The following is a 21,484-nucleotide window of genomic DNA, read 5'->3' on the forward strand; positions in this document are numbered from 1 at the left end:
TTCACAGTTGAACTGAAGACTCGATCACTTTAATGGCTAAATTCATAATGATAAATTTACGATTTTTTAGTTTAATCATCACTGCTGGTTATATATTGATGAAAGCATCAAAGTTCGACCTTAATCTCCTGCGAGTTTTTCTGGCGGTCTATCGCTATCAATCAATCACAGTGGCGGCTGAGGTTATGGAGCTAACCCAGCCCGGCGTCAGTGGCGCATTAAAGAGAATGCAAAACCAATTGGGAGATACCCTGTTTGTTCGTGATGGCCGAGGCATTGCGCCAACGGATTTTGCCCACGAAATAGCCCGCCAGATTGAGCCCGCCCTGGAAACTATAAACAATACTCTCATTGATATGCAGGGACTCAGCCATCATGGAAAGCGCCGGTTCATCGTGTATACCCCAGAGCCCGTAATGCTGGTACTGCTCCCCAAGATTGAAGCTGACTCAACATTGGAAAACCGGGAAATAGTGCTTTTCCCAACACCGACCACTGAGGAAGAGTTACTTGATAAGCTCAATTTACGGCAAGCGGATTTAGCAATAGATTTTGCTCATGTCTCCACCTTATCTTATTTTTCCCAGCCTTTGTTTACTGACCAGATCTGCCTGATTGCCAGCCAATCCCACCCCAGAATCCAGGGAAGCGTTACAGCTGAGCAGTTTTATCAGGAAAAACATATAACGTTGAAACTAAGGCGTGAAAATACATTTTTGGCAGACTCTTTTACGCAAGAGCCCCTGCAACCAAGGAAGGTTATGGCTGAGTGTGACTCCCTGCTTGCGTTAATGGCTCTGGTAGCCAGTAGTGAAAGTATTGGCACTATGAGCAGCAGTCTGGCAAAGATGTTTTCTCAACAATTTGGTTTACAGATCATGAAAATACCGTTTCGTTCTTTGCCCATTAACTACAAATTGCTAGCCCATAGCCGGGTCCGGAATAGCAAAACCAACTGCTGGTTGCGCAGTAAAATTCTGTCTTATGTCACAGAGTTAAGGGGTGAATAGAAAAGGGCGGGCAGATCATTCCTGAAAAAGCTCCGTGACGACACGATTCTGGATGGACTTCTTTGCTATCTTCCAGAACTCAAGTGCTCAGGAGGGTGTCAAAAAAGTAGCAAGCAAAGCTGCTGATGAGCAGGCAATTCCCCACACCGCAGGTAAATCACGCAGAGATATGACAGAAGCAAGCATTCAACAGACCTGTCCCAGGTACTTTCATACTCTTTTTAATGCAACTGGTGAAGGCACCTGACCACTTTCAGCATAAATTAGCCGGATCGAACCAGGTTGGCCGTAGAAATTCAGGTATAACCACAGATGATGAAAACCGGACAGGTTTGAGAAACTACAACCAATGGACAAAGGGGGAGCAAAGGACTTGCTTGCAAGATGCATGCAAGGAAGGCCAACAACAGGCTGACGCCATTTCGAAGCTTCTCTGGAAACGTCAATCGCAAGATTGGCGTTTTTTTTCGTCTGGTTGTACCTTTAACAACGCACTTCAGCAATGCGCCAGCCAAAAGTTCTTATCGTGTCAGATCATCACCGCAGCATCCACATTTTAGCCCTGCGCCCCGGTATGTATAGCCTACGCCATTGGCTGTTTACTATGAATGTGTCAGCAGGTTCGATGACATCAAAGTAAGTTTGATGCCAGAAGAATTTGTGCTCCTCCGTATTTACCCAATACTCCTGGCCATGTTCACACTTGTTGATACCAACCACCGCAGCGGCGTCAGGCTCACCTCGGCTAAAAAGAAGAAAACAATCACCCTGCCCTATTATTCTCATTGGTAGCCCCTGGTTGGTTCTGTGAACTTCGAGCAACAGATTCTTGGCATCTTCATCCTTAATTCGCGTAAGCCCCCCAAGCTCGTTGAAGGTCTTACGCGAATGAAGATGAGAGCCGGTTACAGCAACGCTCGTCAGCAAACAGCGCCATGAATATCACGTTTTCCTGACAAGCCCTGGCAATCCGGGGACTGGAAGTTATGCTGTGGAATAGGCGAACAGAACCGCCTTTAATAACATGGCAGGGTCATCAGCTGGGCACCTGCCGCCGAACTACAAACTCTGATAATTTGCCCTGTGGTAGAGTTTGTAAATCAGGTAGCCCACAGAAGCAATCACACCAATTAAAACAAACGCTGCAACTTCTCCAGCTATTCCTTCTCCGATGGAGTCAGCAGTTTTTTTGCCAGAATGCTTTGGATCAGGTTTACCTTTACAACCTGGCATACAGCCTTTGGGTCTGCAAATCACAGATTTGCTGCCGGTCAACGACGAATTAGACCACGTATACTGGGCTGAACAAGATTTGCATGTAATAAAATCACCCTTCCTCTCATAATCCATTTCATCAGAATTAAAAGCGTACGAAGAGTTGAATGTACACTGCTCTTTTGACTTGGGGTTAACGCATGACCCATTTACATCAAGACCTGCAACACCTTCTGGTGATATAACTTCACTACAATTGTACATCCCCCTTTCTCGGCAATGAAAATAATAAGTATCGTTAGCCCTTGGACATCCGGGGTCATAGTCTTTTGCAGAAGCGTTTAATAAGTAGGATGACCTGATGCAAGTATCGCTTACCACTACGCAGAACAGCTGGTTTCTTAGTCTAACCGGAGCCCCATCAGGGATACTGATATCCGATGGCAGCTTGATCATTGTTTGCACTCCGGAATTTTGCTGGCTATCAAAGATAAAATAATGCTTTGTAACATTCATCTCTTCATCGCCTTGTTGCATGTAATAAGCCGTTAGCTCAATTCCATTTGTAACATTAACGGTACTCAATACAGGCGGTTGATAGGGCAAGTTATCAGCATAAAGATCTATAGACAGGAGACCTGCTGTAGCCGACCGATTATGTGAAGTTTGAATATGGCCAAGCTTCACGCTACCGGGACTCAGTACATTTATGTCAACGGCTTGCATGAATAGCGCGAGTATTTGCTTGGCGCAGGATGGCGAGGTAAAAATATGCTTTTTTGAAACCCGCACCCCAATACAAGGTTGAGCCTTTTCTGCAATGTAAATCCGGGGTTGAAAGTAAACAAGATTTTCGAAAGCGTTGCCCTGCGTATTTTCTTCGGCAAAGCTTTGAGCAGATAAAATTAGCAATAACAAACAATAGAAAAATGTTTTGTAGTTGTGCAGTCTCATAATAAATAACCTCTGATGAATTAACACTTACGCCGCCTGCTTATTTACAGCGGGTAGCGCTGCCGTAGCAGTTAGACTCGGAAAAACCTTCAGGCAGTAAAAAATACTGAAGCAGGTATGTACCAAGGCAATTGTTTTCATGATATTCATACACACAGCAGGCTTTAGAAGACCTGAGAGATACGATAGAAGCGACGATGCAGTATAGCTTGTAGCGCTCGGTCTGGACTGAAAACCTGAGCAAGCTTCAAGGCATAAAATCCTACGTTTAGACCTGGAAAAAAATATCAGTTCGAAACGTAGAGTTGAACAGAAGTAAGCGAACAGACTCCCTCCAGGAGGCCGACCGAACAGATAAAAACATCAGACACCTGACCGGAAAGACACCTGAAAGTGATCTAGGAGCCTTAGACCGAGAATAGCGCCCGTAGCGAGGACGGCAGGCTGCTAGGAGCCTTATATGGTCCGCCCCGTTTTGCAAGAGCCTGTTTTGTTAATTAGCAAACAAAGATAACTGCAATCATATATACGGCCTATTCATGAGGTCTAACCCTCTGGCCCTGATGGGTATCCGCGCAACCTGGCCTTATCAGTCCGACGGCCTCAAGGGCCAAGACTCCTATCAGGTTTCAGGTTGCCGGTTTTTACCTGTTTGCCATCAACTGTACATGCTCATCGCAATCTGCGGGGGGGGTTCCCCTTTGATTAAGCTTATGCTTTACTTTGCCGCTGCCGCCTTTACCTCATTATGCAGCCTTGTAAACTTCATTTCGGGTCATGATGACCCAGACAATCCGAGCCATTTTATTAGCCAGACCAACGGCGGCAACGTTGTGATTGCTGCGCTCATTAAGTTGGCTAACCCATTTTTTACAGCGGTCATCCTTATTTTTGAGGCAGTGGAGTACCGAACGTGCGCCGTGTATCAATAATGTGCGCAGGTATTTATCACCCCGTTTACTGATGCCCAGCAGGACTGACTTACCGCCTGTGGAATGCTGTCTTGGAACTAATCCCAACCATGCGGCAAGGTGTCGACCAGATTTAAAATACGTCGCATCACCAACGGCTGCCTTCAATGCTGTGGCAGTGATGGCTCCGATACCCGGCATAGTCATCATTCGACGACATTCGTCGTCGTTTTCAGCCAGCTCCTGAATTTTCTGGTCATACTGTTGAATACGCTTGTCAAGACTGGCCAACTCTTCTGATAAACCATGTAGCAGCTCACGAGTCAGCGAATGGAGTCCATTTTCAGCATCTTCCAGAATTCGTGGAAGCTGTGCACGAACTTTACCAATACCCTGGGCAACCACAATACCTTCTTCCAATAGTGACCCCCGGATCTGGTTAACCAGGGCAGTTCTCTGATCAACCGCTTGTTGACGATAGCGGTGCAGAAGTTGCCAGGCCTGCTGCTCTGACGTTTTAACAGGTACAAAACGCATGCTGGGCCGTGAAGCTGCTTCTGCAATCGCTTCAGCATCGTTGTAGTCATTTTTGTTGGTCTTGACATAAGGCTTGACAAATTGAGGTGAAATCAGCTTGACAGTATGCCCATAGTTCTTGAATAACCGAGCCAAATAGTGAGCACCACCACAAGCTTCCATAGCGATAATGCATGGCTCCAGATTTGCCACGTACTCCAAAAGGTTCTTCCTGGACAACTTCTTTCTGATGACTTTGCTACCCTGGTCATCAACACCAAACAGGTGAAAGTTGTTCTTGCCAATATCGATACCAAGTACTGAAATAGTCATGGGTGGTTCGCTCCGGTTAATCCTGTTTAAATGGTTAACTCCATTTTGGCTCATTTGAAGCCGTTTAGGAGGGGCGGACCATCCCATTAGACCGAGAATAGACTGCCCTACTGCGGCGGCAGCAAATTGGTCTGAAAATCCGCTTTTGTTCGTCAAATAGCTCGCTATTCACCGGGTAGAAGGAGCTACCAATTGTAGCTCCAACCCCCTCAGATCCCGGCGTGCGGATTTCCCGCACCGGGCTCTTCGATATTTGACTCACAGCACAGCCATGGATTTCATTGCCATAAAAGGCAGCATTATCCTCGGTTTCTGTAGCGGCAGAAGCTGCTTGAGGTTATGGTACTTTTCCCATGGAATCTTGCCTTTCCGGCATCGGCTACACAGCATCTTGTACCAGTAGCGGTCAACAAACCGGTAAAGCTTCTCCATACTTCGGAAGTTTCCTCCCAGACCGTAATACGCATAATGCCCTCTCAACCGTCGATTGATCGCTGTCACTTGTTCGTGCAGCGGTTCATGGCGTATTCGTCTCAGCAGTTCCTTCAGTTTGGCTATGCTGCGTCTTAGGCGGGATTTTTCCGTTCTCCTTCCCACCATGAAGTTTCCTTTCAGATTCCTTGTGCAGTAGTGCGTAAAGCCAAGGAAGTAAACCGTTTCCGGTCGTCTTCCCCCACGACTGGCAAAACGTCCGAACCTGACTAACCGGGTTTTATCCCGCTCCAGTTTCAACGCAAACTTCTCCAGTCGCTGTGGCAGCACATTCATGAACCGCTCCGCATCACTGCGATACTGAAAACACACCACAAAGTCATCAATGTACCTGATCAGCCATGCCTCGCCTTTTAGCCGAGGCTTGACCATGCACTCGAACCAGAGGTCAAGTACATAATGCAGGTACAGGTTGCTCAGAACTACGCTGATCGGCCCACCCTGAGGCGTACCTTCTTCACACTCTTGCAACTCCCCGGCCTCCATCACCCCGGCTTTCAACCAGCGCCGTATAAGGTTCAGGATTCTGGGATCACCGACCCGGTGTTCCACAAAACGAAGCAGCCATCCATGGTCAAGACTCCCAAAGAAGTTCTTCAAGTCCGCTTCCAGCACCCAGCTGACCTTTCGGCCTGAAACCACCTCGTTAAAAGTGGACAGGGCATGGTGCGCTCCCAGTCGTGGCCTGCCACCCATGGAACAGGGCAAAAAGTCCTGCTCATAAATAGCATTCAGCACATCAGCAACACTTCGCTGCAAAGCCCGGTCATTGATGCAGGGAACACCCAGAGGGCGCTTTTCCTTTTTTCCCGGCTTGGGTATCCATGCCCTTTTGACCGGCGGTGCCTTGTAGCCTTGCCGATGGATAGACGTCAGTGTCTGTTCCAACCACCGCTTAAAGTCTTTCTTTGTCTCTTCGACAGTCAGCCCATCGACTCCGGGCGATGTGTTGTGTGGAATCTTGTTCAGATTCATACACAGGCTCGCCGGGGTAATATGATGTGCCAGACTTGTAAAGCGAAGTTTCGGATAACTCCGGGCTTTCGCTGCTACCCTCTCCAGTCCCGTTGCCATGGCTGGTTTACCTTCTCACTGCGTAAAAGACCGTAACTCCCTCAGATGTGGAGCCCATGTTTCCCTGGAAAGGCTCAAATACCGCCAGCCGCTTCCCCATGTGACGGGCTCTCCCCGCCTCGGAGTACTATCAGCTGGTCTGACTTCCTGAACGTCATCAAGTCGTTCTTGCTTTACAGGCTCGTCGGACCCTACAGGCTCCGCCTGAACGTTCAGGATCTCCCTTGTTCACGTAAAATCATTCGATAACATGCCGTGGGTACGAACCCCGGAAGCAGTCGGGATGCCTTGTCATTAGCGGAGCTCCCGACTTCCGCTTTCCCCATTGAGAAAGAAGGTCAGCTACTTCAACCACGTTCAATTTCGGGGCTAATTATCCCTTAGCAGACGTTACGGCCTGTTATCACCCTGTCTACGCTTCGCAGTAGTCGTTACCTTCTACCACGCAAGACTCGGTACACGGCTGCCGACCACAGCTTTACCGCGATGACCATTTCAGGCCACAAGATTTTACGCGCTTGCAAGGCGCAATCCTCACAAAACCGAATTTTCATCCTCAATTTTCTGCCGTCCTCGCTACGGGCGCTATTCTCGGTCAGGCTCCTAGAGGTTTTTTCCAGCTTTCGTTTCCAGTATCCAAATTTGGATACCCGGATGTCGTGCTGCTTGCACCAGGCATTCTGGGACAGTCCCGACGCCTGCCAGGCCTGGATGCGTTCTTGCCATTCATTGTGCTCGGGTGAGTTTTTTGCCATACCGGCCTCCGTTTTCTTGGGAGGCTTATCATTTCAGGCTGGAGTTTGATTCTGAAGTACGTGGGTTTGTTTGGCGTTTACGGTTTAACAACCAGGATCCACGTTGCGACGGATGCGCTTGGTAATCCTCTTCGCTTCATTCTCACGGCTGGACAAGCATCAGAATACGGACAGGCAAATGCTCTGATAGAGTGATTTTCAGCGGACTCCGTTCTTGCTGACAAGGGATATGACTCAAATGCATTCCTCCTCGAGGTCAAGAAGTCAGTTGCTGAAGCAGTGATTCCCCCGAAGTGAAATCGGGTAGATCAGCAAAAATATGACAAAGAAATCTACAAGGAGCAAAATCTAATAGTGAGAAAACGTGAGTAACAGGTACAAAAAAAGCCTCCCATTTCTGGAAGACTTTTTGGAGTTGGTGCCCGGAGCCGGAAAATTAATCCTGGATATTCCAGTTACTTACAGAATTAGTGGTAATCCTGTTGTGATCAAAAAATTTGAACGTTGCCAGCTTCACCTGTTTTCCGGGTACTTTCAGGGTGCCTGTGTTCGGAGTCCGTCTGGGCAGTAATATTAGCCATGATTTTTCAATCACGCCCTGCGCGAATTTCACGGGACTTGATAAGGAAAAATCCTTTTCATGCGCGTAGCGTCGCCTGTTGACCCGTCGGACAGAACCGTCATGGCAGAGCAATCCTGTCAAAACCAATCTGCCAGATCGTCCAGAGAAAAGCCCCTGTACTCAATTTCATACCCCTTCAGTTGCTGCACCAACTTGATGGCTTTTTCCTGTAAATGCGTTTTTCGGATATTTTTCGGGTTACGCTTGATTTCAGCAATCAGGACTTTTTTATCCAGTTCATTGACCGCGACAAGATCAATTTCATTCTGGTTCCCTCTCTCCCAGTAACTGCCGACGATATTGTACTCGCCAGTTTCCGCAATCACTTCCCTGACGATTTGTTTCAGCCAGTGACCACTCCAGGTCGGGTAATCACGCTCAATGACTTTATGGATAAACGGAAAGTTGCCAATCTCCACTGCGCTACGGTGCTTATAAATAAAGCGAAACCAAAAGGCCAGGAAAGCATCGGCAATACGATATTTAACCAACCGGGTTCCCGGTTTAGACAACACTGGTCGGTTTCGGCTGATGATATCAAATTCATTTTCCAGGCGATCAAGCTGTGGCCCCACGGAAATACCCAGCAAAGATTCTATTTCAGGTCGGCTCGTACTCCCGGAAGCAATAGCAGCCAGTATGGAAAAATAGGTACCATGTTCAGGTCCGAACTCTTCAGCCAGACGATAATGCCCTTCCTCAATGACCAGACTGTGTGCGTTAATCAGCTGCGACCAAAGGTCGGTTGCAGGATCTATGTTAAACAGCCACTCCAGATATTTAGGAACACCGCCACTGAGCATGTACCACTGCAGAAGTTTTTCAGGTGCAAACTCCTGTCGGTCATTCAGCATCTGGGCGATATAGCGACAACGCAACGGCTGAAGGTTGATGCGATGATCGGCACGACCAAACAAGGGCTCTCGTCCATCCTGAAACAACCGGGTCATAAGGCTGTATAAAGAGCCACAGCAGACCAGGTGCATACGACTCTGTTGTCTGTATCGATCCCATAAATCCTGAAGTTCGGAAAAAAACGCCCGATTAACCCGCTGGATATCCTGAAATTCATCCAGTATGACGGTAACCGGCGTTGTGATGCTGAACTGCAACAGGATTTCCATGACTTCCCGAAGACGTGCAGGCTGACCAAATATGGGAATATTTAAGACCGTTCTGATTTGCTCGACAAACTCCTCGCACAGCAATGACTCCTGCTTTCTGGATACGAACAGATAGATAGAGGCTGCAGAAGTATTGCGCTGAGGAAAGGTTTTATTTAACAGCGCTGTTTTACCGACCCGGCGCCTTCCTACTACAGTTGTCAGGTGGGCCGTTCCTTTAGAGGCTAGTTCACTCCACTCACGGAGCTGTTCAAGCTCATCTTCTCGATTATAGAATATCATCAAAAGTTACCGTAATAATTATTACAGTAACTATATCACAAAAACGGTCCTCTCCATACAAATATGCTCTGCGCAAACATCGAGCTATAAGTACTCAGCTACCTTCAGTGTCGATGGCCGCTATGTGGTGACCGCCAGCCTGGATAGCAAAGCGAAAATCCATAGCAAAAAGAACGAAGGATCATGGCCCTGCTGTGTCGGGAGTGTTGCCCAGGTTTGCTTCTGCCTTCTCAAGCATCAATATCAGCTGCTCACGTTTTTTCCTCCTGGCCAGGTCCAGGGGTGTCTGGCCATGGCAATCCCTGGCATGGATATCAGCGCCGCTGTCGATCAGGACAGACAGAGACCGAATGGCATTTAACATGACAGCATGATGCAGCACCGTCCGGCCCATGCTGCTGGTAGCATCGATATTTGCCCCGTTATGGATCAGGAATTGTGCAGTCTTTGCCATGTCCCGCTTCATGGCCTTGTGCAGCGGGGTCAAGCCTTCAGGTGAAGCGATATTAACATCTGCCCCGCTGTTAATAAGGACTTGAGCACAGTCGATTCGGCTACACTGGGCCGCGTGATGCAAGAGCGATTCCCCTCCCTTTAACTCATTGACGGAAATACCGGACTTTGTCTGCTTATCAATCAACAGTTCCAGGCAGGCAGAATGACCATGTCGGGCAGCGTAGAACCCGGGCGAAAATCCACCGCTATCCGTGGCACTGATATTGGCATTGTTATCGATCAGGACTTGCACACACTGCACGTGACCGTTCATGACGGCCAGGTGCAGGGGAGTCAGGCCCTGTACATTCCTGATATTAATATCTGCTTTATAAGCCAAAAGGAGTTGAACACACTCCAACTGGCCAAATTGTGCGGCCAAATGCAGAGGGCTCCAATGCCTGTTACTCCTTAAATTAATATGCACATGGTCTTTAGCATTCAACAACACAGCCATACAACGAACCCTGCCAAACTGAGCAGCGATGTGCAGGGGGGTAAAGCCTGCCTCATCCACGGGATTGATGCTCACCCTTTTGTCCATCATCAGTAACCGAAGACATTCACTGTGATCATTTTTGCTGGCAAAATGCATGGGCGTCCATCCCCCTCCTCGTTGGGAGCTAACGATCAGCGCCTGGTGTTCAAGCAAGACTTTCAGACACTTTACACTCCCTTCCCGGGCAGCAATATGCAGGGGCGTCAAGCCATAAAGGGTCCTGGCATTGATATCAGCCCCTTGCCTGATCAAGGCCAGCAGATACTCCACGCTGTCGAACATGAGGGTATTATGGAGGGGGGTATTATTGCCCTCTGTAAGGGCCTGGATGTTGGCACCGTATTTGAGCAGGATATCCACGGAGTTTCGCTGGGGAGTTAAGGTGGCTCTGTGAAGAGCAGTCATACCGTCAGAGGTGGCCGCATTGACCTCATGCCCGGCGCCAAGCAAAAGTTCCACACATTCAACATGTCCCTGATCTGTGGCACTGTGCAGGGGTGACCAGCCAGGCTCTGTGGTGGCTTCAATAAACCCGGCACCATGAGCGAGTAAAAGCTTTACACACTCCGGATACCCTTGATGGGCAGCGCTGCTCAGTGGCGACAAGTTTCTGTTGTTTCTGCAATTGACGTTTGCCTGTCGGTGCAGCAGCCACTCCACGCACCGGGCGTTGCCAGCCAGGGCTGCCATATGTAGGGGCGTAGAGCCGCCGTTGTCCGTGGCATCCAGCAGGCTGGCATTGTGCTTGAGCAACAGTTCCAGAAAGTCCATACGGCCAGTAAAGGCGGCAACGTGCAGGGCTGTCCAGCCATTGTCGTCTTTGGCATCGACAGCTAACCCTCTGTCAAGCAGTACTTGCAGGGAATTAATGGGGCCACTTCGGGTGAGAACATGCAAGAGCGTCTTGCCCTTGTCCAGCAGGGCATTGATATCGGCTCCGTGATCCAGCAGGATTTGAGCACACTTGCCATGACCATTGAGAACGGCAAGGTGCAGTGCCGTATGGTGGTGATCACGGGTGGCATCTATGTTCTCTTCATGCCTCACCCAACTCCTCTCCCGTTTCTGTCTGGGCCCGATGAAGAGCAGGGCTGCCACACACGCATCGTGCCCCATCATAGCTGCGAGATGCAGGGGAGTGGTTTCAAAATGGTCAATTTCATTGCCAATCGCCTTGAATTCAAGAAAACGTTCCACGCACTTCACCTGACCATGCAGGGCAGCGCTGTGCAGGGGCGACCTGCCCATACTGTCCCGGATATTGATATTGGCACCATTGCAGACCAATGTCCTGACACACTGCTCCTGGCCAAATTCGGCAGCAAAATGCAGGGGCGTCGCGCCTGAAGACGAGACGGCATTGACATCAGAGTGATGGTCAATAAGCATCTGTACACACGCCTCATTGCCGGCCTGGACAGCGATATGCAGCAGCGTGACATAGCCACCATAAAACGCTGAGTAGAAGCTTTGACCGGCCAGCTCGGATTCCCGGTCAAGCCAGTCAGACAGCGCCTCAATATTTCCGGAACGACAGCATTGCAGGGGCAGAGGTTCATCGCCAGAAGTGGCCTGGTCATACAGTGGCTCAGCTGCAGCCTCATCTTCACCTTCATCTGACAGTTCCATATCTACCCCGGTGGCACGCTGCACAGCACACTGGAGTCCCCGTAGCTCACCCCTTGGTATCGTTTCTGCACCCTGGCGAGTAAGCATTAAAGTACCTCCTGCAGAACCATCATCAACAGAAACGGTATTTGCACCGCCCCTCCAGACAGGTACACCCCGTTGGGAGGCAGATGGTTTTTGAACAGGCAGAACGGCTACCGGTGCAAGGAAACGTTCCAGGACAGCATTGATCTCGTCATTTCTGTTTCTTTGATGCCCACTTCTAATTTGATTGGCAATCATATAACCCAGTGCTGTTACTGCGTTTTCAGACTCTGTCAACACCGCCGAAGCTCCCCCGGTTGCACCTTCAGTGGATTGGGGCGCATTGCTTATTTCTCTTTGCTTTTTGGCTACCAAATAGTTATAAAGTTTTTTCAGCTTTAGCGATTGATCTTTCTTGCAGAATCTTTTCATAAACTCATCTTTCCCAGCAAGGTTGTCAGGAAACATTGCGTGCAACAAAGAATAAAAAGTGGTTGCTGTGGGCGATTTCTCCGCCAAAAACCTCAGCAGAATCATAGTGTCATTGATATCTCCAGTATCTGGGTAGTTGTTATAATTGATATAGGCCGTCACTTCCAGAAAAGCTGGCGTTAACGGATAATCCAGAAAGTCAGAGCGTAACGCTTTGTTGTCGTTTATTCCCGGTAGTCCATAATTTGTCGGTAAGAGTGTCTTTCCCTGATCGCCAAGACCTGAAAGAGAAAAAATAGCCTGACCCGGAGTCAGGCTGCCTGAATAGTATTCTTGCTGACTGCCCTTTTGATTTAAACCAGTCGGCCATTCTTTTGCCGTTATAGTAATACCTGAAAAATGCTGCCCTGTTTTTTTAATATCAGTTGAAGCATCAACAGGCGCAAAAAAAACCTTCTTCTTTTTTGCCAGAGCCTGCAAATCAATAGGTATCTGATTATCTGAAATATCAGTCACAACCAGGGACTGGTGAGCATCTGCCCGAAGTCTGATGATATTTTTCTTGTTAATGTCAGAAATAAGGAGTACCGAGCCTTTTTGGGAATCAAAAAATGGAGTAAAACCATGGATCGATAAAATCATATCGGCCTCAACAATAATGAAACCGTCACCGAGAACTATAGATAATGGCCCAGGCGGAGCATTTGGGAGAGTAGCTCCTTTAACCGTTCCAGTGGTAATCAAAATAGAAATTAACAATGTCTGCAACAAACTTTTTTCCACTGAAAAACCTCACTTAACATATAAATTTGAGCATACCTGAATATCCAAATCCCCCCTGTGCCAGCATAGTTGTCGCCTCTCCTGAATTTAGAAACCTAAACAGGGGGCGGGCACTGAGTGATCAATGGCTCGCTATTCAGAAGAGCTCAAAGAGTCCATCATTCAGATGATGATGCCCCCCAATAATAATGCGCCAGTTTCTCAGCTGGTACGTGATACTGGTATCCCCGATGTGACTCTGTACACTTGGCGAAAGAAAGCTTTATCTCAAGGAATACCTGTGCCAGGCAACGGAAAAAATCCAGATCAGTGGACACCGGAAAACCAATTAGCCGTGATCATTGAAACGGCGGCGTTATATAAAGCAGAAATGGCCGAATACTGTCGTAAGAAAGGCCTTTTTGCTGAACAAATACAGCAATGGAAAGCAGCCTTTATCAGTGGCGTTTCGGCCAAACCTGTCAACCCTGGCTATTCCAGAGCATTCGGCCACTCAATCCGGTAGCATCCGGCCACCTCCCTCATCGGAGCGCAGCGACGCATCGGAATGGAGCTTAGGACTTATATTTGGATCTTGCCAGTTTAGTCTCTTCCAATATGAAATGAGCCTGAAGGGGAGCCCAGTTTCCAACATGCCTGTTAGCTTGAGAGTCTGAAGCTTTTCCAGGGTAGGATTGAGTAACATGATTCTTATCCCTTTGTTAACTGTTATTGGTAGTAGTCTGAGCCGCGCAGGTTCTCATGGTCATCCGGCAGCACTTCATCAGGCTCCAGCTCTGACAACGACTGTTGATCCAGATTGTTTTTCAGGATGGACTCAATGCTTCGGTAGGAGCAGGTATCTGCATACAGTGCACGACGGCGGGCGTTTTCCAACCGGTCATGACCATAGCCTTAACCTAACTTCATGATGCCGAGGCAACTGCGGTCACTTTGCTCTGGATGTCGACGGGTTGAGAGGATGCGACGGATGACTGCTTCTGTTTCCGGACCTGTCCTTGCCCCCTGTTTTGCAGTCGCTCAGGCGTCCATTCGGCATACTTTCGGTGTTTTTCAGGCATATGCCCTGGCTCGGTGGTATGACGCCCTTTATGCTAGGAACGTTGGTAGTAGGAACGTTGGTAGTGGCCAAGTCAACCCCGACACGGCAAAGCGTCCCAGATAGTCACTTACGGTTGCTCGGGAAATATTACAGCTGTTAGCGATTTTCCGCTCGCTGAGGAGGTGCTCGAATTTGAGTCTGAGTACTTCACGAATCTTGCGCATGGGCAGTCTCTTCATGATGCTATCCGCTCGTCCTTGAAGAGGTCTCAAGTTTGAGGGTAGCGGTGAAAAATAGGACTGCGCCACTGGTCAGAAAAGGGGTGGCTGGATTTACCGGAATCAGTGGCCGGATACTACCGGAATGGCTCCGGAATACCCAGAAATGCCCCACAGATTTTGCTGACGAGGCATTTTTTTAGCTACGTGATCCGTATGGCCGGTGTTGTGGGAGGAGCAGAGTTGTGAGACTCTGCCCTTTCCCGATTAGGCATCTAATTCAGGCTGGAATACTTCTTTGAGTTTCTTTTCACCTTGCTCAAACAATAGACGGTAGTTAGAGCAAAACTTTTCTTCATTAGGCTCAAGAAGCACTTCTACAGATGGTGCAATACCCTTTTTCCAAGCTGGCAAGTCAATACCGTGGAGCCGACACAATGTATTTGTTAACATCTCTGCTATTCCCCCAGAGCCTCTGCAGGTTGGAGCAAGGTGAACGTACCACCAGTGTATTCTTGGAATAACACTTAGATCACCGCTTATGGCTTTATCTATTAAATTTCTTACATGCTCTAGCACGATGGGTATTTGTTCCCTACCAGTGTGTAGCCAAAGACCAGATTCTTGATTATCTCCAATATAATCATCATCGCCCACTCCAAACCATCTTTCGCTTTCATATCTTCTATTGCCAGATTCTCTAGGGCAAAAAACATACTGCGTTAATGGAATTGGCGTATCATCTATGTGGCCATGAACCAAGCCATATCTCAATTCACCCGTAGCACCACCGCCATAAAAATGTTTTCTTGCCCATAATAATCCGTCGTCACTGATCAAATTGAAAAAGTGTTTTTTGTCATATGGAATCTTTACAGCCCGTTCCAGTGCATAGCCATATGCCTTACTTTTACGGTTTATTTTTGTATAACACGATTTATTATTAAATAAAGCACCCCCTGTATTTAAATCTCTACGCAAACCAAATAGGTTGAATTTCTCATTATTTCTTTTGAGCGCTATATGTTTTCTTGTTTTTTCAAAATGCTCAATAATGTTTGATGATTTCAGGTCATTTTTTTTAATACTATCCACTGCGTTTGTTACTGCATTTTCAAATTCAAGATCCCAAATTTTCGGATCGCCATAATTAAGCCACTCAACCCCTCTTTGTGCTATGTGCTTTCCTTCTGGTGTAGCACTTTCAAATTCAGGTATTTTTCTTGCTGTAGTATCTTGTATACTTTGAGCTTTTTCTTGATCAATATTAGAGTGTTTGCCAAGTAAGCTAGAGCTTGTGGTTACTGGATTCATGTATTTTAGTCCTCTTAGTCGTCCTTTAGTTCTTTAGTTCTTTATTAAGTTCAATATTGTTACTGACAGAGATGTAAGGATGCCTAACAAAAACTATTTGGTTCTGGACGTCTATAGCCGCATGATTGAGAGTTGGGAAGTCCATCAGAGGGAGTCCTCTGATCTGTCTGCTCAGATGATCCGCAAAGCTTTCATGCATCATAAGATCAGCCTTCAGGAACAACCGCTGGTCCTGCACTCGGATAATGGTAGTCTGATGAAGGGGGCGACCATACTGAGTACTCTTCAGCAGCTGGGTGCACAGACATCGTTCAGCAGGCCACGTGTGAGTGACGATAACTCAAACCCGGAATCAGACTTCAAAATCATGAAATACCCACCCGGCTATCCGAATCACTTCTCCAGTCTGGAGTCAGCCAGAGAGTGGGTGTATGGGTTCGTAAACTGGTACAACATGGAGCATAAGCACAGTGGCATCAAGTTACGACAGACACACAAGGAAGGCTCAAAAAAAGGGTCTGAATCGTGAAAGAGTTTACCGTAAAGCAAAAGAGCAACACCCTGAGCGTTGCTGAAGTCGTATAACCAGAAACTGGAAATTACCGCTAGAGGTATGACTTAACCCTGAGCGATCAGAGAATCAGCAGCATTGTGATTTAGCTGCATAAGTTGAGGCAACATCTTTGTTGACAAACACCGCCCTCCATATTTGGGTGTCCTAATTTCTCTATCCTAATTTCTCTATTTCTTTCGCTTTGCTCTAAAAGTCACTAACAATATCTTCTATGTGGTTTTCCGGTCCAGATGAAGAGGAAGATCCGCCAGATTATTGCTCGCTGGGCAAGCTCTTTATGAATCTGGATGTCTTATTTGTTTTTTTTCGGATTTAAAGGCCTCTTTCGAGCATCTGTTCTAAACAAGCAGAGATCGCTTACTTCACATCATTTACAGGTTCAGCCCTTCAGTTTGCGGCAACAAACCTACTATGGCGTCTGCTGACTTCTGTTTTCCCATCCCAACACCTCACGATGCCGGTAGCCTGAGGCAGGAGAACAGATCTCCCGAGGTAATGCGCGTGACCTTCCCACTTATACCCGCCGCATCTACGTCCGCAGTTTCCATGCAAGTATTGGGCTTTGAAGATAATGGCCTTCTTACCCACTGCGACCGCCTACTATGCGATTCCTGTTCGTCGGGTCAGTGTTTTGCCTTCAGCTTTCTTCAGATTCCACCTCACGATGGACACCCTTGCCGTTCGGCTAATCATTCCCCTTGCCGGGCTGATAGAGGACTTTCACCTCCAAGTCATCCAGCCGCCACCACGCGTACTGGTACAGCGCCGTTTGGCGCTACGCGCCATACTCGGCGCACCACAAAAAAAAGCCTCCCATTTCTGGAAGACTTTTTGGAGTTGGTGCCCGGAGCCGGAATCGAACCGGCACGATCTTAACGATCGGCAGATTTTAAGTCTGCTGTGTCTACCAATTTCACCACCCGGGCTAAATAAATAGCTTATCTATTCAAGCCGAAAAAAAACAGGCTAGTTACCTGTTTTTTTGAATTTGGAGGCGAGTACCGGAGTCGAACCGGTCTAAATGGAGTTGCAGTCCACTGCATAACCGCTTTGCTAACTCGCCTTTTATCTCTTGAGAGACTGGATCGGGAACGGGTTTCGCCACTGCCATGTATAGACGAACCCAACCTTTCTCAGCTCGCAGACTTATCTGTAATTGAACTGGAGCGGGAAACGAGACTCGAACTCGCGACCCCAACCTTGGCAAGGTTGTGCTCTACCAACTGAGCTATTCCCGCAATGAAGATAATTTAGGACTTCTTCAAAGTCCGGAGCAGGAAACGAGACTCACTCTTTAACTCTGAGGCGACCCCAACCTTGGCAAGGTTGTGCTCTACCAACTGAGCTATTCCCGCAATGAAGATAATTTAGGACTTCTTCAAAGTCCGGAGCAGGAAACGAGACTCACTCTTTAACTCTGAGGCGACCCCAACCTTGGCAAGGTTGTGCTCTACCAACTGAGCTATTCCCGCAATGAAGATAATTTAGGACTTCTTCAAAGTCCGGAGCAGGAAACGAGACTCACTCTTTAACTCTGAGGCGACCCCAACCTTGGCAAGGTTGTGCTCTACCTACCGAGCTATTCCCGCAATGAAGATAATTTAGGACTTCTTCAAAGTCCGGAGCAGGAAACGAGACTCACTCTTTAACTCTGAGGCGACCCCAACCTTGGCAAGGTTGTGCTCTACCTACCGAGCTATTCCCGCATTTGTATTCGTCAGTGCTTGAAGCGTTTGGGCTTCGTCTCCGTCGAAGATGCTGCGTAGTTTAAGAATATTTCGTCTGCTGTCAATAGATTGGAGCAACGAATTAGCTTTCAGCCCTAGAGAATGGTGTCAGATCAGGCCATGCCGCATGAAGGTATACGTACATGGACCAGAGTGTGAGGATCGCAGAAATGTAAAGCAGTGCCAAACCAATATAACCAATCATGGATTCCAGGGGAGCAGGTGCAAGCAGTAACAAGGTAATCGCCATCATTTGCCCGACCGTTTTAAATTTTCCGATCATATTCACCGCCACACTGGTACGCTTTCCTATTTCGGCCATCCATTCACGCAGAGCAGAAATAACGATTTCCCGACCAATAATGATAACAGCGGGTATGGTCATCCAGGCTGCCCTGAATTCGTCGACCAGCAGACACAACGCTGTTGCAACCATGATTTTGTCTGCTACAGGATCAAAAAAAGCCCCGAAGGGTGTGGTCTGATTCCAGCGCCTGGCAAGATATCCGTCAAACCAGTCAGTGACAGCAGCTGCTGCAAAGATGCCTGCACAAAGGGTGTAACGCATCTCAATGGGCAGGTAGAAAATCAAGACCAGAAAAGGAACCAGAACAACGCGTAGCATCGTCAAAGTATTTGGAATATTCATAGCAACAGATAACTAACCATGATGTGAAAACAGTGCTGAGATCTTTGTATAAGAGCCCCCATACAACCTCGAATGGTCTGGTGCAGATGGAGACCCGACAGACTGTCGTTGAAAGTATTTACAGCCGCATAAGTTACACAGTCAGGAGACAGAGTACAAACCCGAATCCAGAAGCCTGTCAATTTCGGCCTCCTAGGAACCATGTAAATGAGCATGTATTTGCTCTGCCAGGTTCTGACTGATTCCCTCGACTTTTGCCAACTCATCTACTGGTGCATTCATTACGCCATGACGCCCTCCGAAGAACTTGAGCAATGCAGAACGGCGTTTGGCACCAATGCCCGGAATATCTTCCAGAGTTGATCGCTTTCTGGCAACACTGCGCTTCTGCCGGTGGCCGGTAATGGCAAACCTGTGTGCCTCGTCTCGTATATGTTGAATCAGTAGCAGAGCGCCATCTTGTTCCAGTGCAGCTAGCTCCCTGCCCTTATAGATGAGTGTTTCAAGACCTGGTTTTCTGGAAACTCCTTTAGCGACACCCAATAAAGGAATATGTTGCAGAGACAAATCGTACATGACTTCCTCTGCCACCCTCAACTGCCCCTTACCGCCATCAATCAATATCAGACCAGGTGTGTTCTCTGGATGCTCAGCCAAGCCTTTATAACGCTTATGTAAGGCTTTCTTCATGGCTGCATAATCATCACCGGGCTCAATGCCTGTTATGTCGAAACGCCGATACTGGCTTTTATCAGGCCCATCCTGATTAAAAACAACACAGGAGGCAACAGTTGCTTCTCCCATGGTATGACTGATATCAAAACATTCAAACCGGGCTAAAGGTTCTTTCAGCTTCAGCAGCTTACCCAATTGTTCCGTGCGCTTGCGCTGGTGAGTTTTCCCGGCCAGCTCAGACTGAAGGCTCATCTGTGCATTTTTTTCTGCCAGCTTCAACCAGTCCTGCCGCTCTCCCCTCACCCGATGCTTGATTTTGACACTTTTACCCGACAACTGACTTATTCCCTGCTCTAGCACCTGACAATCCTCCATGGCAATGGGCAGGATAATCTCAGAGGGAAAATTGCGACTGTTGGCGAGCTTGATATAAAATTGGGCCAGAAATTCTGACAGGTGATCTTCCGGCTGAAGATCCAGTCTGAAGTTCGGAAAATAGCTCTTGTGACCCAATAGCTGACCATTGCGGAAAAAAAGTACCGCAAAACAGACCTTACCCATCTGGTTGCTGTAACCGACTATGTCAGCATCGCCGGTGCTGCGGTTCACCGACTGCTGCTCCTGGACATGTCTGAGCTGGCTGATCTGATCCCGAATTTCAGCTGCCTCTTCAAACCTCAATGCTTCAGCCTCATTCTCCATTCTCTTGATCAGTTTACGGATGAGTTGTTGACTCTTTCCTTCCAGAAACTGACGAGTATCCTGCACATCTTGCTGATACTCTTCCGGCCTGACCAGATTGACACACGGAGCCTTACAGCGTTGAATCTGGTGCTGGAGACAGGGACGGCTTCTATTGCGAAAATAACTGTTCTCGCACTGCCTGACTTTGAACACCTTTTGCAGTAGATTCAGACTTTCCCGCACGGCACCGCCACTGGGATAAGGGCCAAAAAACAAGCCTTTCTTGCTTTTACTCCGACCTCTCTGATAGCCAATGCGAGGGTATTCATCTTCTAAAGAAAGATAAATAAAGGGATAGGACTTATCGTCTCTGAGAAGGATATTGTAAGGCGGCTTCCGGTCCTTGATGAGGTTTTGCTCCAACAGCAGAGCCTCCAACTCGGAGTTGGTAATGGTAACCTCTATAGTGTGTATCTTGCTGACCAGTGCCATGGTTTTGGTGGTCAGACCAGTAGGACGAAAGTAACTGGAAAGACGGTTTTTAAGATTTTTCGCCTTACCGATATAGAGGGTATTCCCGAGATTGTCCCGCATGTCATAGACACCCGGTTGTCTGGGCGCCTGTTTTAGAAAAGCCTTGTGATCGAAGCGCTCTTTTTCTTCACCCTGAACCATTGAGCCTGTCATGGAGTGTTAATACTGTCGATTAATTTCGAACAGTATACTGACAAACTAACCCAGAGACCTACTGAAACTTTAGTTCAGAGCATACGGCTGATTAGACAGAAACAATATCCTGCCCCACTTCAATCAGGCCACATCGAATGGCCAGATGAGTTAACTCCACATCACTGTTTATTTGTAGCTTCTCAAAAATACGGTAGCGATAACTGTTCACCGTTTTACTACTCAGACACAGCTTGTCTGAAATAGTTTGCACCTTTTCACAGTTGACGATCATCAGGCATATCTGCATTTCCCGGCTGGAAAGTTTTTCAAAGGGGGAGCCGGAGGAAGGACGTAACGATTTCAGTGCCATTTGCTGTGCAATATCAGGGCTAATGCAACGCTTGCCAACGACCACTGACTTGATGGTGGTCACCATCTCGTCGATACTGATGCCTTTGGTCACGTACCCGGCTGCACCGGCTTCCATCAGCTTGGCAGGATAAAGCTCATCATTGCAGACGGTGACAGCAATGACCTGAATTCCCGGGAATGACTGATTAATTCTGCGGGTGGCTTCCAAACCACCAATGCCTGGCATACGAACATCCATCAAGACAACCTGAGGCTTCAGGCTTCGACATTTCTCAATGGCTTCTTCCCCACTGCTGGCCTCTCCGACAATGACCAGCTCCTGTACATCAGAAAGCATACGGGATAGCCCCGTTCTCACCAGATCATGATCGTCAGCAATCAGTACGCGAATCATGAAACACTCCAACCTG

The 21,484-nt window shown here is 47.9% G+C and carries 16 protein-coding genes, 7 tRNA genes and 1 pseudogene; 4 read left to right on the forward strand and 20 right to left on the reverse strand.

All coding sequences use genetic code 11. The features are described 5' to 3' along the window. Positions 1-98 precede the first annotated feature (98 nt). Positions 99-1,010, forward strand: coding sequence for a LysR family transcriptional regulator (locus ACO6VG_RS19510; protein WP_422412769.1), 912 nt, complete (start codon positions 99-101; stop codon positions 1,008-1,010). Between the two features lie 34 nt (positions 1,011-1,044). Next, a complete protein-coding gene (locus ACO6VG_RS19515; RefSeq protein ID WP_422475234.1) occupies positions 1,045-1,257 on the forward strand; it encodes a hypothetical protein in 213 nt (70 codons plus the stop codon). A gap of 290 nt (positions 1,258-1,547) precedes the next feature. Here ACO6VG_RS19515 and ACO6VG_RS19520 read toward each other — a convergent pair whose 3' ends face one another. From ACO6VG_RS19520 to ACO6VG_RS19550, 7 genes are all read right to left on the reverse strand, one after another. Next, positions 1,548-1,937, reverse strand: coding sequence for a hypothetical protein (locus ACO6VG_RS19520; RefSeq protein WP_422138037.1), 390 nt, complete (start codon positions 1,935-1,937; stop codon positions 1,548-1,550). Between the two features lie 132 nt (positions 1,938-2,069). After that, positions 2,070-3,179: a hypothetical protein gene (locus tag ACO6VG_RS19525; protein ID WP_422138038.1), complete on the reverse strand. Its 1,110-nt coding sequence runs from the start codon at positions 3,177-3,179 to the stop codon at positions 2,070-2,072. A gap of 746 nt (positions 3,180-3,925) precedes the next feature. Continuing rightward, a complete protein-coding gene (locus tag ACO6VG_RS19530; protein WP_422132667.1) occupies positions 3,926-4,939 on the reverse strand; it encodes an IS110 family transposase in 1,014 nt (337 codons plus the stop codon). Positions 4,940-5,197: 258 nt separating this feature from the next. Beyond that, entirely contained in the window at positions 5,198-6,505 is a 1,308-nt protein-coding gene (ltrA, locus tag ACO6VG_RS19535; protein WP_422132384.1) for a group II intron reverse transcriptase/maturase, read from the reverse strand. A 431-nt stretch (positions 6,506-6,936) separates the two neighbouring features. Beyond that, positions 6,937-7,260: an IS66 family insertion sequence element accessory protein TnpA gene (gene tnpA / locus ACO6VG_RS19540; protein WP_422475236.1), complete on the reverse strand. Its 324-nt coding sequence runs from the start codon at positions 7,258-7,260 to the stop codon at positions 6,937-6,939. Positions 7,261-7,959: 699 nt separating this feature from the next. Then, the gene (locus tag ACO6VG_RS19545; protein WP_422475238.1) at positions 7,960-9,288 is read right to left on the reverse strand and encodes an ATP-binding protein; all 1,329 of its coding nucleotides are present in this window, start codon (positions 9,286-9,288) and stop codon (positions 7,960-7,962) included. Between the two features lie 181 nt (positions 9,289-9,469). Then, positions 9,470-13,009, reverse strand: coding sequence for an ankyrin repeat domain-containing protein (locus ACO6VG_RS19550; protein WP_422412776.1), 3,540 nt, complete (start codon positions 13,007-13,009; stop codon positions 9,470-9,472). 265 nt (positions 13,010-13,274) lie between these two features. Here ACO6VG_RS19550 and ACO6VG_RS19555 point away from each other — a divergent pair, with 265 nt between their 5' ends. After that, positions 13,275-13,655, forward strand: coding sequence for a transposase (locus ACO6VG_RS19555; protein WP_422138041.1), 381 nt, complete (start codon positions 13,275-13,277; stop codon positions 13,653-13,655). A 203-nt stretch (positions 13,656-13,858) separates the two neighbouring features. Here the strand turns inward: ACO6VG_RS19555 and ACO6VG_RS19560 are convergent, their stop codons facing one another. The 3 genes and pseudogenes from ACO6VG_RS19560 to ACO6VG_RS19570 all read right to left on the reverse strand — a co-directional run bounded on the left by ACO6VG_RS19560 (position 13,859) and on the right by ACO6VG_RS19570 (position 15,724). Beyond that, positions 13,859-14,026 (reverse strand): hypothetical protein, encoded by a 168-nt coding sequence (locus ACO6VG_RS19560; RefSeq protein ID WP_422138042.1) that lies wholly within the window; start codon positions 14,024-14,026, stop codon positions 13,859-13,861. A 249-nt stretch (positions 14,027-14,275) separates the two neighbouring features. Beyond that, positions 14,276-14,431: pseudogene (locus tag ACO6VG_RS19565) on the reverse strand (IS21 family transposase); the annotation flags it as partial. A 246-nt stretch (positions 14,432-14,677) separates the two neighbouring features. Next, the gene (locus tag ACO6VG_RS19570; RefSeq protein WP_422133864.1) at positions 14,678-15,724 is read right to left on the reverse strand and encodes a hypothetical protein; all 1,047 of its coding nucleotides are present in this window, start codon (positions 15,722-15,724) and stop codon (positions 14,678-14,680) included. Positions 15,725-15,803: 79 nt separating this feature from the next. On the opposite strand from ACO6VG_RS19570, the gene ACO6VG_RS19575 reads away from it, so the two are divergent. Next, complete coding sequence (locus ACO6VG_RS19575) at positions 15,804-16,253, forward strand: transposase (RefSeq protein ID WP_422133865.1); 450 nt, start codon at positions 15,804-15,806, stop codon at positions 16,251-16,253. Between the two features lie 883 nt (positions 16,254-17,136). Here the strand turns inward: ACO6VG_RS19575 and ACO6VG_RS19580 are convergent. From ACO6VG_RS19580 to uvrY, 10 genes are all read right to left on the reverse strand, one after another. Beyond that, positions 17,137-17,224: transfer RNA gene (locus ACO6VG_RS19580), tRNA-Leu, on the reverse strand. Between the two features lie 63 nt (positions 17,225-17,287). Next, a tRNA-Cys gene (locus tag ACO6VG_RS19585) sits at positions 17,288-17,361 on the reverse strand. A gap of 99 nt (positions 17,362-17,460) precedes the next feature. Continuing rightward, positions 17,461-17,536: transfer RNA gene (locus ACO6VG_RS19590), tRNA-Gly, on the reverse strand. A 34-nt stretch (positions 17,537-17,570) separates the two neighbouring features. Continuing rightward, positions 17,571-17,653, reverse strand: a tRNA-Gly gene (locus tag ACO6VG_RS19595). Positions 17,654-17,687: 34 nt separating this feature from the next. Next, positions 17,688-17,770, reverse strand: a tRNA-Gly gene (locus ACO6VG_RS19600). A 34-nt stretch (positions 17,771-17,804) separates the two neighbouring features. Continuing rightward, positions 17,805-17,887 (reverse strand) — tRNA-Gly (locus ACO6VG_RS19605). 34 nt (positions 17,888-17,921) lie between these two features. Continuing rightward, positions 17,922-18,004 (reverse strand) — tRNA-Gly (locus tag ACO6VG_RS19610). A gap of 103 nt (positions 18,005-18,107) precedes the next feature. After that, a complete protein-coding gene (gene pgsA / locus ACO6VG_RS19615) occupies positions 18,108-18,674 on the reverse strand; it encodes a CDP-diacylglycerol--glycerol-3-phosphate 3-phosphatidyltransferase (protein WP_422475240.1) in 567 nt (188 codons plus the stop codon). A 192-nt stretch (positions 18,675-18,866) separates the two neighbouring features. Beyond that, a complete protein-coding gene (uvrC, locus tag ACO6VG_RS19620; RefSeq protein ID WP_422475242.1) occupies positions 18,867-20,720 on the reverse strand; it encodes an excinuclease ABC subunit UvrC in 1,854 nt (617 codons plus the stop codon). A 91-nt stretch (positions 20,721-20,811) separates the two neighbouring features. Further along, positions 20,812-21,468, reverse strand: coding sequence for a UvrY/SirA/GacA family response regulator transcription factor (gene uvrY, locus ACO6VG_RS19625; RefSeq protein WP_422133868.1), 657 nt, complete (start codon positions 21,466-21,468; stop codon positions 20,812-20,814). Between the last annotated feature and the right edge of the window lie 16 nt (positions 21,469-21,484).

Origin of the sequence: Endozoicomonas sp. ALB032, from assembly GCF_049310125.1 — a bacterium.
In the GTDB taxonomy this organism is placed as follows: Bacteria; Pseudomonadota; Gammaproteobacteria; order Pseudomonadales; family Endozoicomonadaceae; genus Endozoicomonas_A.

Bases quoted from the DNA above. Each gene is read 5' to 3' on its own strand.
- ACO6VG_RS19510 (WP_422412769.1), top strand. From the start codon at position 99: ATGAAAGCATCAAAGTTCGACCTTAATCTCCTGCGAGTTTTTCTGGCG.
- ACO6VG_RS19525 (WP_422138038.1), bottom strand. From the start codon at position 3,179: ATGAGACTGCACAACTACAAAACATTTTTCTATTGTTTGTTATTGCTA.
- ACO6VG_RS19530 (WP_422132667.1), bottom strand. From the start codon at position 4,939: ATGACTATTTCAGTACTTGGTATCGATATTGGCAAGAACAACTTTCAC.
- ltrA (WP_422132384.1), bottom strand. From the start codon at position 6,505: ATGGCAACGGGACTGGAGAGGGTAGCAGCGAAAGCCCGGAGTTATCCG.
- tnpA (WP_422475236.1), bottom strand. From the start codon at position 7,260: ATGGCAAAAAACTCACCCGAGCACAATGAATGGCAAGAACGCATCCAG.
- ACO6VG_RS19545 (WP_422475238.1), bottom strand. From the start codon at position 9,288: ATGATATTCTATAATCGAGAAGATGAGCTTGAACAGCTCCGTGAGTGG.
- ACO6VG_RS19550 (WP_422412776.1), bottom strand. From the start codon at position 13,009: ATGATTTTATCGATCCATGGTTTTACTCCATTTTTTGATTCCCAAAAA.
- ACO6VG_RS19555 (WP_422138041.1), top strand. From the start codon at position 13,275: ATGGCTCGCTATTCAGAAGAGCTCAAAGAGTCCATCATTCAGATGATG.
- ACO6VG_RS19570 (WP_422133864.1), bottom strand. From the start codon at position 15,724: ATGAATCCAGTAACCACAAGCTCTAGCTTACTTGGCAAACACTCTAAT.
- ACO6VG_RS19575 (WP_422133865.1), top strand. From the start codon at position 15,804: ATGCCTAACAAAAACTATTTGGTTCTGGACGTCTATAGCCGCATGATT.
- pgsA (WP_422475240.1), bottom strand. From the start codon at position 18,674: ATGAATATTCCAAATACTTTGACGATGCTACGCGTTGTTCTGGTTCCT.
- uvrC (WP_422475242.1), bottom strand. From the start codon at position 20,720: ATGACAGGCTCAATGGTTCAGGGTGAAGAAAAAGAGCGCTTCGATCAC.
- uvrY (WP_422133868.1), bottom strand. From the start codon at position 21,468: ATGATTCGCGTACTGATTGCTGACGATCATGATCTGGTGAGAACGGGG.